This window comes from Pedobacter insulae, from assembly GCF_900113525.1.
Taxonomy (GTDB): domain Bacteria; phylum Bacteroidota; class Bacteroidia; order Sphingobacteriales; family Sphingobacteriaceae; genus Pedobacter; species Pedobacter insulae.
In genome coordinates, this window is the sequence record NZ_FOPP01000002.1 from 13,580 (window position 1) to 25,558 (window position 11,979).

General features: G+C 36.5%; 11 protein-coding genes. 1 reads left to right on the forward strand and 10 read right to left on the reverse strand.

Going from position 1 to position 11,979, the window contains the following annotated elements:
* Positions 1–2 precede the first annotated feature (2 nt).
* The 10 genes from BM207_RS02915 to BM207_RS02960 form a co-directional block, all read right to left on the reverse strand.
* Positions 3–815 carry an energy transducer TonB gene (locus tag BM207_RS02915; RefSeq protein WP_090992078.1) on the reverse strand — a complete coding sequence of 271 codons (813 nt, stop codon included), beginning with the start codon at positions 813–815 and terminating at the stop codon, positions 3–5.
* Positions 815–1,216: an ExbD/TolR family protein gene (locus BM207_RS02920; protein ID WP_090992079.1), complete on the reverse strand. Its 402-nt coding sequence runs from the start codon at positions 1,214–1,216 to the stop codon at positions 815–817. The genes BM207_RS02915 and BM207_RS02920 overlap by 1 nt, the downstream gene beginning before the upstream one ends.
* Positions 1,216–1,926, reverse strand: a complete 711-nt coding sequence (locus BM207_RS02925; RefSeq protein WP_090992080.1) for a MotA/TolQ/ExbB proton channel family protein — start codon at positions 1,924–1,926, stop codon at positions 1,216–1,218. The genes BM207_RS02920 and BM207_RS02925 overlap by 1 nt, the downstream gene beginning before the upstream one ends.
* A 1-nt stretch (position 1,927) precedes the next feature.
* On the reverse strand, positions 1,928–2,998 hold the full coding sequence (locus tag BM207_RS02930; RefSeq protein WP_090992081.1) for an HU domain-containing protein: 1,071 nt from the start codon (positions 2,996–2,998) through the stop codon (positions 1,928–1,930).
* Positions 2,999–3,054: 56 nt separating this feature from the next.
* The gene (locus tag BM207_RS02935) at positions 3,055–4,758 is read right to left on the reverse strand and encodes a porin family protein (protein ID WP_090992082.1); all 1,704 of its coding nucleotides are present in this window, start codon (positions 4,756–4,758) and stop codon (positions 3,055–3,057) included.
* 9 nt (positions 4,759–4,767) lie between these two features.
* The gene (locus BM207_RS02940) at positions 4,768–7,785 is read right to left on the reverse strand and encodes a tetratricopeptide repeat protein (protein WP_090992083.1); all 3,018 of its coding nucleotides are present in this window, start codon (positions 7,783–7,785) and stop codon (positions 4,768–4,770) included.
* 167 nt (positions 7,786–7,952) lie between these two features.
* The gene (locus BM207_RS02945; RefSeq protein WP_090992084.1) at positions 7,953–8,885 is read right to left on the reverse strand and encodes an aspartate carbamoyltransferase catalytic subunit; all 933 of its coding nucleotides are present in this window, start codon (positions 8,883–8,885) and stop codon (positions 7,953–7,955) included.
* 3 nt (positions 8,886–8,888) lie between these two features.
* A complete protein-coding gene (gene pyrR, locus BM207_RS02950; protein WP_090992085.1) occupies positions 8,889–9,437 on the reverse strand; it encodes a bifunctional pyr operon transcriptional regulator/uracil phosphoribosyltransferase PyrR in 549 nt (182 codons plus the stop codon).
* Positions 9,438–9,500: 63 nt separating this feature from the next.
* On the reverse strand, positions 9,501–10,325 hold the full coding sequence (locus BM207_RS02955; protein ID WP_090992086.1) for an aminotransferase class IV: 825 nt from the start codon (positions 10,323–10,325) through the stop codon (positions 9,501–9,503).
* Positions 10,315–11,457: a DmpA family aminopeptidase gene (locus tag BM207_RS02960; protein WP_090992087.1), complete on the reverse strand. Its 1,143-nt coding sequence runs from the start codon at positions 11,455–11,457 to the stop codon at positions 10,315–10,317. The genes BM207_RS02955 and BM207_RS02960 overlap by 11 nt, the downstream gene beginning before the upstream one ends.
* 119 nt (positions 11,458–11,576) lie before the next feature.
* Between BM207_RS02960 and BM207_RS02965 the strand changes: the two genes are divergently transcribed.
* Positions 11,577–11,978, forward strand: a complete 402-nt coding sequence (locus BM207_RS02965) for a thiol-disulfide oxidoreductase DCC family protein (RefSeq protein WP_090992088.1) — start codon at positions 11,577–11,579, stop codon at positions 11,976–11,978.
* Position 11,979 lies beyond the last annotated feature (1 nt).

Here is an 11,979-nt window from a genome sequence, read left to right on the forward strand (position 1 = left end):
AGTTATTTTACTTTGAAGTTAAATATAACCATGAATGTTCTACTCTCGAAACCTGAAGCCATGTTATCAAGACTCGCGCCCATAATTGCATCTTTACACAAAGAAATTAGTTTTTGATCAGAAAGCGTTGACCTGTTAGCGGCCCATTGTGCAGAAATTACCCGACCGCCTTTATTAACACGTACATTTATAGCAATTTTCCCTCGCAATTGTCCATCGTCATCGATTGGTTTTACATTACTAAAATTGCTCAAGGGAAGGGGTTTATCTCCGTTACCAGAACCACCTTCACCATAGTTTGGAGCCAATGGATCTCCATTTACACTCCCTTGGTTGCCAGGTGTTGTACCGGTGCCGTCGCCCTGTCCTTTCCCATTATTTTTATTGCCTTTGTATAGCGCATTAGGATTAATGGTAGGTTGAGCAGGCTTTTCCTCCGTTTCAGTGGTAGGAGCTTTGGTAGTTTTGCTGGGTTTGGTTTTGATAGCGACTGCATCTTCTTGATCTTGCGTCACAATATCTTTCGCCTCTATTTCCGATGAAGTGGTAGGAATTACTTTTTCTTCTGGTGTAACTTTATCTGGCGTTTTGTTATTCGCATTGGGATCCATTGAAGGGTCTTCAATACTGGTATAGTCACTCCCCATTCCCTCCACAACAGTACCATAATTAACCACCATGCCGCCCATTCCGAGTTCTTCTTCTGGATTAAAGGCGCTAATTACAAGAAAGAAACTTAAGACAATAAAAGCTCCCATGATTGCAGTAGCAATAGCAATAGCTTTAGGATAATTATTTTCTTCGTTAATAATCATTATTTTTTAGGGTCTACTGCTAAAACAAGTTTTAGCTTCAGTTTGTTCGCTACATCGTAGGCTTTCATTATATTTTCTGCAGGTACGCTTTTGGCTACATATAGAATAATGGTTAAATCTGGTGCAATTTTCTGATAAGCTTCTACTACGGTTTGCATTTGTTCGATGCTGGTTTGTTTTTCATCAACGAAATAATTTAAATTTTCGTCTATTTTAACTGTAATAGCTTTCTTGGCAGTGCTCTGCTGTCCACTTTCCGATTTGGGAAGTAACAATTTAACAACATTTGGATTTACCACAGCAGATGCCAATAGGAAAAACAAAAGTAAGAAGAACATAATATCGTTCAGCGCTGAAGTATGTACTTCTACCGCACCTTTTTTTCTTTTTCTTAAATTCATTATTTACCCGGTTCTTCTAACAAGTCAATAAATTCAATTGCATCCGTTTCCATTTTAAGGATAATTTTCTCAACCATCATGTTTAAGATATGGTATAATACATAAGCAACAATACCTATGATTAGTCCAGTTGCAGAGGTAATCATTTTGGTATATAAACCGCCGGAGATTGTTCCAATTTCGATTTCGCCTTTAATTGATACATCATGGAAGATGGCAATTACACCAATAATGGTACCTACGAAACCAAGCATTGGGGCAATACCCGCAATGATACCTAAGATACCAATATTTTTTTCTAGTTTGGAAACTTCTAGTTTTCCAGTGTTTTCAATTGCCCCTTCAATATCTTTTATTGGTCTACCTATTCTTTTTAAACCTTTTTCAAGCATTCTGCCCAAAGGAGATTTGGTATTTTTACAAAGTGCAATTGCACTATCTAACCTACCGTCATGGATATTTTGTTTAATTTGAAACATGAGGTTTGATTCATCTTTTGATGATTTGCGGATGGTTAAATATCGTTCAACAAAAATGATCAACCCTAAAAAAGCGAGTAAGCCTAAAGGAAGCATTACCCAACCCCCTTTAAATAATAAATCAATAAAATGTAATTCTTTTGGTGCTGCAGTTACTGGGATATTTGCTGCATTTGCGGTATCTAAAACATTATTAATAGTATCTGTAGCCTGTAATAGCAATGTAATCATCTTAATTTTTAGGTTTTATAGTTTGTATGTAAATTTCTGGGTTTTTCAATTTTATCTTCAGGCTATCTTGAAATTTTTTAGCCAAATTATAATCAGTAAATGTTCCCAGGCTAACTTTAATTAAACGCCCCGGTAAACCATCTATTGCTTTTGCCTTTATTCCTCTTCTTGCGAAATTACCAATTACCTGTTCTACTTTTTTTCTGCCTTTCATTGCACTACCAATTACTTCATAAGTGGTTTGTGTTGTCGTCACAGTGTCTTGAATTTCAGTAAGTTGAATAGGTTTTTTAACTGTGTCTGCAAACGTCGAATCGACTTGTTGAGTTGAGTTTGTATCTAGGTCAATCACTGAAGCACTTTCAATTTGCTGATCTGGGTGTTTCTGCAAGAGGTTGTTCAACAGATCAGGATAAAAGAAATATACAATTGCCCCGGCAATCGCGATGACAAATAAGACGATCAAGGTTTTGAAGAAGATCCGTTTTCCACGACCACTGGTTTCGTCTTCATCGTCATCACCTGCCTCATATTCATAGCGATCGTTAACAGTTGGCCGCCAAACTGGATCTGGTAATGGCGGGGGTGTGGTATGAGTTGCTTCCCTAGTTTCATCAGGTATTGGAATAGCTTCAGGCGTTGAGTGAAGCTTCTCAACAGGACTATCTACTGGTACAGGTATTTTTGGTAGACCATAAAAGTCAGATCCAATTTGGAATTTCTTTGAAGATTCGAATTCGATTTGATCATTTATAACTTTAAAAACTCCTAAAGGAGATAAGTCAGCAAATTGATGGTCAGCAAGTTGTGTCTTAATATTCGTTACAAATTCGGCTATATCATGGGCCGCAGATGCAGTTGGAACATTTCTTTTCTCACTGATAAAGTTTTTCAGCTCGTCTGCTTCTTTTATTTCGGAAGTAAAGGCAATTTCGTGTTTAGGAGGCAAAAAAGCGTGTGCATCTGCATCATACCTTCCGGGCGTTTTTTTTATATACAGCGTGCCCAAGTCAGTTATGCCGACGATTTTCCGGGTCTCTATCAGCTCTAGAAGGTATGATATGGTATCCATTGTTGTAAAAATAAAATTTTAATTCGGTATGCACCAATAATAAATTTTAAACTTATTTAAAAGGAGTAACTGATACCGCCAAATGCATTTAATCCGTTCACCTGATAGTAGAGATATTTGCTATACTTAGTGCTTAATAAGTTATTGATTTTGATAAATGCTCCAAATTTTGGATTAATTTTATAATTGGCACCAACCCCTAAATCTACGAATCCTTTAATATTTATCACTCTTTCGTTAGTGAAGTCTGGAACTGGTGGGTAGGTGGTACTGCCAGCAGTGAAAGGACTTGCTAAGAATGTTTTTGCTTTGCTATCATCTTGAATAATAACATTTGCATTAAAAGTAATTTTTTTATCAATATTATAAGTCAGATTTGAACTTACACGCAATTGAGGTTTAAAATAGCTTTCTTGTTCTGCAGCTGTTTTATAGTCTTCAATATTCAATTTGCCGGTCCATTTTAAATCATCACTTACTTGAACAGAGAGTTCTCCTTCCAAGCCAAATAATTTCATATCTCCGAAATCGTAAATCACATCAAACTTATTGAACTTATCGAAATTATTGACAAACAAGGGCATATCTGTAATGGTCTTACTATAGAATCTTGCTTTATATCCAAATCCAGGACCGCCGGTACCTTTAACTCCTCCACTGATACTCAATTTCTCTACAGTATTTTGAATATGGATATTTGAATTTAAGAAAGGATTTTCGTCTGTGAAGTTTTTCAAGCTATTTCTATTAACATCTCCCTTAACTTCTCCAAATACTTGGAGAAAATCAGGAATTAATGTAAAGTCTGCAGTAATTGCCGGGAAAATTCTAGTACTGGTAAATCCTCCGAATTCTTGTACAAAATTAATTCCCGCAACAATTTTAACTCCTTTGGCTTGCAATTTTAAATAAGGATTTAGTCTTAATAGGTTATTAGAAATTTTTGTTTCCTGATCTTTCGTATTGCCGAGTTCTGTCGATGCAGCTAAGCCCAGGTTAAAATGGGCAATTCTTTTATTTAAGTAAGTTGAAAGCGTGAAAGTTTGTTCTTTGGCGTCAAATTTATCATTGAAAAAGTAAGCATTAACTTTTGCTGCGTAGCTAAGCGCATTTTCATCATTGTTAAACTTATTGGTTACTTCACCTTCTAATTCAATAAAACTTAATGCTTGTTTTTCTGGATCAGGGTTTAAGGAAGGATTTAAGTCATCAATACCATAAAAAAACAAACCATGGCGCTCATAATTTAATCTGCCGTTTAAATTTGCTTTGTCACCTATGCTACGACCGAACACACTTAGTTGCTGGGTGTCCTCTTTCTGTTTGTTCAATTTTCCAGATTGACTAAAGTGCTTAAAAAATGCTCCTGTTTGTAGCGCTTCATCTTTACCAATCCCAACATATCCTTCGGCTAAGAAAGTACCCAAATTGCCCAATCCACCTTTCACATAGTTGTTGATTAATTCAACGGCACGCTCATCCGCTAACTGTTGCGCCTGCAATTTCTGTATATCGGTATTAAGTTCTAATTTTCGTTCTGTTAGCGAGTAGCTAAATTTTGCCTTGTATGTTTTAAGGTTGTCTAAATCCGGGCTACGTCTAAGTTTTACTGCTTCCGCTAAAATTGGCTTATAAGGTCTTATCACTTCGATTTCCGAACTTATGGTCTTCTCTGGCGGGGTAACTTCTTGGGCTTTTAGGGTAGAAACACCTGCTGAAATAACCAATGAAGTAAGGTATACGGTTTTATATAGTTTCATCTTCTTTGTCTAATTTATTTTGGCTAACTTTTCTTTAGCAGTTGCTACAATTTCATCTTTGCCTTCGTAATTATCTATTATACTAAGTAATGTGCTTCTGGCTTGTAATTTATCCTTTAATGCTACGTAATTATCTGCTAATAAAATGAAAGATTTAGCCACCCAATAATCATAATTAGGCATGTTATTACTTAATTCGAAACAGGTCTTTAGAGAGGCCTTATAGTCGCCTTTTGCGTATTGAATCGCTGCTAAATTATATTTAGCTTCGGCAGCTGCTACTGTTTTAGTTTTAGCTATTACATTGTTGAATGATTTAATCGCTTGAGCCGTATCTGCCTTAATTAAATAGGCTTTTCCAGTGTAGAGATCCGAGCTGTTTTTATCTTCTTCAGATGCTTTGTCGGAGGTTCTTATTAAATCAGCATATTTGATCATATCGTCTGCCATATGTAAGGCATCATAGGCTTTGATTAAATTTTTAATTGCATAACTATAATTTGCTTTATAATCTGCAGTTGTTTCTAATCTTTTTAAATAAACGATAGCTTCATTATATTTTTTCTCTTGCATTAATACAGTTGAGACACTGATTAATGATCGTTCGGTGTAATCACTTGTCCAATCGTTTAAAATATAATCGTAATCTGCAATAGCTTCAGTAGATCTACCCAATTTTACTAAAGATTCGGCTCTTATAAATTTAGCTTGCTTATCGTGAATCGCTTTCGGGAACTTATCGAAGTACGCATTGATCGCTTCATAGGCCCCTTTTGCATCACCTTTTATATAGATATTATTAGCAGCCTGAAAGACTATATTATCCTGCTCACTTAGTGAGTAATTTCCGAGAGGGGTAGTGGCAGCATAACTGATAAAGCCATTAGCGTCACCTCTATCAATATAAATATTTTTAATTGCCTCAAGAGCCTCTTTGGCTTCCGGTAGACTTGCATACTCCGTAATTACTTTTTTAAACGATATAAGTGCCTCATCATTTTGATCCTGATTAGAATGCACCAATCCTATTGTAACAAGGGCTCTGGGCACATAACTACTGCGTGGATACTTGGCTACTAAAGCGACTAAATCGGATTTTGATTTATCGAAATTACCTTTATTGAAATAAGTATAAGCCATTTCAAAACCTGCATCATCTGCATAGTTTGAACGTGGAAATTCATCCAAAAGGCTCTGCATCGTGGCAATTTTAGCATCATCCTGTCTTTCCAAACCCTGGATCATTCCCCGTTGAAATAAGGCGTAATCTTCCCCTGTTAAGCTGCCATTAATAATTTTATTGTAGTAACCCATAGCGTTGCTATAATTCTTGTTTACAAAATAAGAATCTGCTAAGCGCATGGTTGCGTCATTGATAGTTTTAGTGTCTTTATCATTTCCTCTCAGAAATCGCTCGAAATAATTCGCCGCCTTGGCATACTTTTCATCCTCGAAGGCAGCATAACCTAATCCATAATTAGCAAAGTTGTAAACTTCTGTTTTATCTGCACCCGGCATAGTTAAGAATTTTTCAAAAGTCTTAACGGCCTCGCCGAATTTGCGAAGTTCATACATTGCTTCAGCCATCCAATAAACACTTAATGCATGAATTTCTTTATCCTCAACAAAATTTCCAGAGCGTAAGAACATCGATAGTGCATTCGGAAAAGCTCTTTCATTGTAGAATTGCAATCCTCTAAAATAAGTTGCTTTTTGATAAGCCTCTCTAGCTGCTTCATTTTTATTCTGGATAGGTTCTAGGATATCAATGGCAGTTTGGTAATCTTTACTAGTTAATAAAATTTCACCTAATAAGGTTTTAACTTCATTAATTTTCTTAGAATTTGGGAATTGTTTTAAAAAATTTTGGGTCGATTCTAAGGCTTGTTTATTAAACGATAACTCATAACTCAATTTTGCATAATTTAACCATGCGTCTTCCTGGATGATTTTATCAAGGTCTAAACGGGAGGCTCTAAAAAATGCACTTCTTGCTTTTTCTTTGTTATTTAATTTTAATAAGGCCTTTCCGAGTGTGTACATCCCATTCTGTAAATAAACATCATCAGCACCCAATTTTTCTAAGTGGGTAACCGCCTCCTTGTATTTTTCATTTTGAAAAAGTGAATAGCCATATTGATAAATAAAGAGATTGTTCTTGGTCGAGTTCTTGTCTTTAGCATAAAACTCAGCAAAATATTTCTCAGCGTTTTTAAAATCAGATTTTGCAAAATAAGAAGCGGCAATTAAGCTTAACATTTCAGGCTCAAATTGTTGTTTAGTTTTTGCGATTGCTGCCATTGCATAGCTAATCACATCATCATAACGTTCGTCCAAGTAATACATGGAAGTGATATAATAAGGATAACTAGCTTCATAAGTAGGAGAGCCCTTCAGTTTTTCAAAGTTGCTTAAAGCAGTTCTGTATTCTTTATTAAGATAGTTGATGTACGCAAAATAATAAGTCGCACTTTCTTGGAAAGGAGATTCTTCTTTTTTAACCGCTTCAAACAATGGCTCCGCTTTTTCTATATCTTTTCGCTCGAAATATGCATAACCTTGTTTAAACTGATATTCTAGGCGCTGTTTTTGAGAAAGCGAACTTGGGTCAGTTTTTTCAAACCACTCTAGTGCCTTCGCATAGTTTTTTTGGCCAAAGTAAGATTTTCCAACATGAAAATAGGCCAGGATTGTATTTGAGTTTAATGGGTATTCACGGATAAACTCGCTAAATAATGCTTCAGCATCATCATTTCCCAGCTCTAAAGCGCAAACTGCGATATAAAATTTAGCATTTTCTTTGAGGATGCTCAACTCCGCATTGCTTTCTGGCTGTGTGCTATTTTTAGTTCGAGCTTGCTCTACTAGTTTAAATTGTTGTGCGGCCGTGGCATATTTCTCATTGTGAAGTAGCTCTAAACCAGTTTGGTAATTTTGATTTAGCTTTATCAATGGACTTATTTGTGCAAATCCAGCACTGATACCGCTTATTAAAAATAGAGGAATAAAAAGGTATTTTTTATGCATTTGGTTTCAAATATGGTTGGTACTAAAGTAAGGCATCATTTTGTAGATATCAACATAAGAAATTAACATCTGTTAATAACACACGTTTAACGGTTAGATTTAAAAATTGTTATATGAAAAATTCTAAGGGTCTTTAGCCGGCAAGTTCGGTAGTGCTGAGGGAAATACTAATCATTCTGGCTTGCAAGAAGATAGAGTACAGCCATTCTGATAGCAACTCCGTTTTCAACTTGTTCCAAAATAATCGATTGTTTGCTATCAGCTACATCACTGGTAATTTCAACTCCCCTGTTAATGGGCCCCGGGTGCATTACCAAAATTTCCTTGTCCAAATTATCAAGTATTTGCTTGTTAAGGCCATACATCAAGGCGTATTCACGCAATGACGGGAAGTATTTGATGTCTTGTCGCTCGAGCTGAATGCGGAGCATATTAGCCACATCACACCAATTTAACGCCTTAATTAAATTATGCTCTACCTTTACCCCAAGCGATCCAATATGCTTAGGAATTAAAGTTGTAGGGCCACAAACCATTACTTCTGCACCCAGTTTTTGGAGACATAGGATATTGGATACGGCTACTCTCGAATGAAGGATGTCTCCTACGATAACGACTTTTTTGCCCGCGATGCTCCCAAGCTTTTGCTGAATTGAGAAGGCATCCAATAAGGCCTGCGTAGGGTGTTCATGTGCTCCATCTCCAGCATTAACTATCTGTGCTTTAATATGTTTGCTTAGGAAAACTCCAGCTCCGGCATTAGGATGGCGCATAACGACCATATCTACCTTCATGGCGAGGATATTGTTAACCGTATCAATTAACGTTTCACCTTTACTTACCGACGATGAAGAGGCAGCGAAATTTACAACGTCCGCCGAAAGCCTTTTTTCTGCAAGCTCAAAGGAAAGTTTGGTTCTGGTAGAGTTTTCGAAAAATATATTAGCGATGGTAATGTCTCTTAAGGAGGGTACCCTTTTGATGGGTCTGTTAATTACATCTTTAAAATTAGTAGCAGTTTCGAAAATCAATTCAATATCATTCAGGTTAATGTCTTTAATTCCTAAGAGATGCCTAGTTGAAAGTTTTTCTGCTGCCATTTTTTACGATTGCTTTTCTGATAATAAGATAACCTTGTCTTCCCCTTCGTTTTCCTTCCAGCTAACCTTCACTTTTTGCGAATCCACACAGTCTACCTGCTGCCCGATGTAGTTTGGTTCGATGGGTAAATGTCTTGAGAAACGCCTATCGATCAAGACCATCAACTCCACTTTTTCTGGTCGTCCAAATGCCAACAAAGCATCCATAGCAGCTCGTATTGTGCGGCCTGTCCATAAAACATCATCAATTAAGATAACCTGTTTGCCCTCAATTATAAAATCGACCGTATTGCTGCTTGCAGTCACTAAGCCATCTTTTCTTCGAAAATCATCTCGAAAGAAAGTAATATCTAGATTTCCTTTTTTGATTGATGAGGAAGATAAGATATTTGAAAGCTCTCGATGAACGCGGTCGGCGAAGAATGTTCCTCGGGGTTGAATTCCTATCAATACGGTATTAGAAAAATCGGTATGATTTTCAATTAATTGCTGACAAAGTCTTTTAATTGTGATCTCGAATTTTTGACCGTTTAGGAGTGTTCTCTTTTGCATGAAACAAGGATTAGGCAAATATAGCCGAAAATGTTGAAAGTTGAAAGATGAATTTGAAAAGTCCTATTGCAGGCCAATCAACCGATAGAGCTCATTGTTTATTTTTCGAGTGATTGGCCCAGGTCTTCCATCACCAATAGTTTTACCGTCCACTGCTAATACGGGTAGTGCATTTTTTGTAGAACTGCTGATAAATGCTTCATCGGCAGTTGCAATATCGTTAAGCGTAAAATCTTCTTCTGAAATAGTATAGTTATTTATTTCCAACGATAAAATCTTACTTCTGGTAATTCCTTTTAAAATATCAGTTTTGGGTGTGATTACCTTATTGTCTTTAACAATAAAAAAGTTAGCTCTAGGACATTCCCTGATCGACCCTTGCTGATGGTACAAAACATCGTCGGAAAGATTTTCTTTAATATATCCTTGTAAACGAATAGCTTGTAAATAATCTATTGTTTTGATAGTAGGCAGTTGTCTTTGATGCTGATAGGTTACTAATTTCATTCCTTTATCGAAAGCTGCAAGGTCGATTTCGAAAGGTACTTGCGTCAAAATCAAATTCGGTTTAGTCATGGTATATCCATCTTCAGAAAAACCTCCTGTTAAAATGAATTTTAAACCGGAGTTTGGCATTTTGTTCTTTTCCATTAACTGATCGATGGAAGCTTTAAGTCCTTCACGATCAACCCCAATTGTTAAATTCATCTCTTTCGCCGAATTATAAAATCTATTGAAATGATCTTCTAAAAAGATTGCTTTATTATCTACAGTTTTTAAAAAATCGAAAATGCCGAAGCCCCTTTGTATGGAAAGATCCGAAACAGAAATTTTGGCATTTTCTTCGGTATATAGCTGGTGATTGATGGAGATATATCTATTGCTCATTGATGATACGATTAAACTTTTTTAATAGCGGTAAAACCTGATCTAAAGGTAAGGCATTTACTTTATTTCCTGTTATTCCGGTCATAGTTTTTGCCGCAAATAAAGAATTGATAATAGCTTCTTCGGTGGCTTCTATCGCCGCCATAAAAAGGGGGGAAGTCTCATCATTGTGCAGGGTGCTATTTTTCAGCATGGTGGTTTTACTTGTATGTGGAGTTCTTAGATCTTTCGCCGTAGAAAAGGCTATCATATAATCTCCACTGCCATTTGATGCTATGCCGCCAGTTTTGCCCAGACCTAAGAATGCCCGTTTTGCTAGTCTTTCCAGATTGCGACTATCTAAAGGTGCGTCTGTTGCGATAACCACCATACATGAACCATCAACATTGTTCAGTAATTGATTACTAAAGCTAAATTTCCCTAGTTCTGCTCCAATCGGAACACCATCAATTTGCAATACGCCCCCAAAATTACTTTGAACTAATACACCAACGGTATATCCCCCCAAATTTTTTGGTAATTTCCGGGAAGAGGTGCCAATTCCTCCTTTGTAGCCAAAGCATACCGTGCCAGTCCCTGCGCCTACATTGCCTTCTTCCACCTGCCCGGAATGGGCACTTTCAATTGCTTCCAAAACATGTTGCTTGGTAACATGGCGACCTCTAATATCATTTAAGTAGCTATCATTCGTTTCGCCAACTACTGCGTTTACTGATTTTATACTTTCGTTTCCTTTGTAGTTAAGGGTATAATCCAAGAGTCCTTCAATCCCTGCGGCCACGCTTAAGGTATTGGTTAATATGATTGGGGTTTCGATATTGCCCAGTTCAATGATTTGCGTAGTACCGGTTAATTTACCAAAACCATTTGCAGCAAAAATCGCAGCTGGTACTTTTTCCTGAAAAATATTATCTCCATGCGGTAAAATTGCTGTCACCCCTGTGTGAACGGTATCACCAATATTTAGGGTTATATGCCCCACTTTTACACCTTCAACATCCGTTATGCCATTTAATTTTCCAGTTGGCATTACACCAATTTTTAGCTTATAATCGCGTGCTCTTTTAGCAAGTTGCGCATACGCCGAAATTTGAATAATTGAAATTAACAGTATGAAAATCCATTTTTTCATAAATAAGAATAATTGTTTATGAGTTAAATGTAGCGGTTTAATTATGATTTTAGAGTCATGTTATTGAAAAATCAATCGGCTTTTTATGCTGAAATGAGATAAAGCACTAACTTTAATGTATGATGAACGAAAAGACTGTAATTTTTTTCGATGGGCTTTGTAATCTGTGCAATGGAGCGGTACAATTTACCATTCAAAGAGATCACCGTAATCTTTTCCATTTCGCTTCCTTACAAAGTGATTATGCAAAATTAAAATTATCACCCTTTAATATCGATGTAGAGGATGGAAGTAGTTTTGTATTATTGGAAAATGGGAAGGTTTATGAACGCTCAACCGCGGCCTTAAAAGTTGCAAAAAAGCTAAGTGGTTTTTGGCCGTTGTTATACGGTTTTATAATCATACCGCGCTTTATTAGAGACTTTATCTATAATTTTATTGCTAAAAACCGGTACAAATGGTTCGGCAAGAAAGAAAGCTGTTGGGTACCTACACCAGCCTTAAAAGATAAATTTTTATAAA

Excerpts from the sequence above, each read along its gene's own strand:
- BM207_RS02960 (WP_090992087.1), bottom strand. The coding sequence starts at position 11,457 with ATGAAAAAATGGATTTTCATACTGTTAATTTCAATTATTCAAATTTCG.
- pyrR (WP_090992085.1), bottom strand. The coding sequence starts at position 9,437 with ATGCAAAAGAGAACACTCCTAAACGGTCAAAAATTCGAGATCACAATT.
- BM207_RS02965 (WP_090992088.1), top strand. The coding sequence starts at position 11,577 with ATGATGAACGAAAAGACTGTAATTTTTTTCGATGGGCTTTGTAATCTG.
- BM207_RS02935 (WP_090992082.1), bottom strand. The coding sequence starts at position 4,758 with ATGAAACTATATAAAACCGTATACCTTACTTCATTGGTTATTTCAGCA.
- BM207_RS02955 (WP_090992086.1), bottom strand. The coding sequence starts at position 10,325 with ATGAGCAATAGATATATCTCCATCAATCACCAGCTATATACCGAAGAA.
- BM207_RS02945 (WP_090992084.1), bottom strand. The coding sequence starts at position 8,885 with ATGGCAGCAGAAAAACTTTCAACTAGGCATCTCTTAGGAATTAAAGAC.
- BM207_RS02940 (WP_090992083.1), bottom strand. The coding sequence starts at position 7,785 with ATGCATAAAAAATACCTTTTTATTCCTCTATTTTTAATAAGCGGTATC.
- BM207_RS02925 (WP_090992080.1), bottom strand. The coding sequence starts at position 1,926 with ATGATTACATTGCTATTACAGGCTACAGATACTATTAATAATGTTTTA.
- BM207_RS02930 (WP_090992081.1), bottom strand. The coding sequence starts at position 2,998 with ATGGATACCATATCATACCTTCTAGAGCTGATAGAGACCCGGAAAATC.
- BM207_RS02915 (WP_090992078.1), bottom strand. The coding sequence starts at position 815 with ATGATTATTAACGAAGAAAATAATTATCCTAAAGCTATTGCTATTGCT.
- BM207_RS02920 (WP_090992079.1), bottom strand. The coding sequence starts at position 1,216 with ATGAATTTAAGAAAAAGAAAAAAAGGTGCGGTAGAAGTACATACTTCA.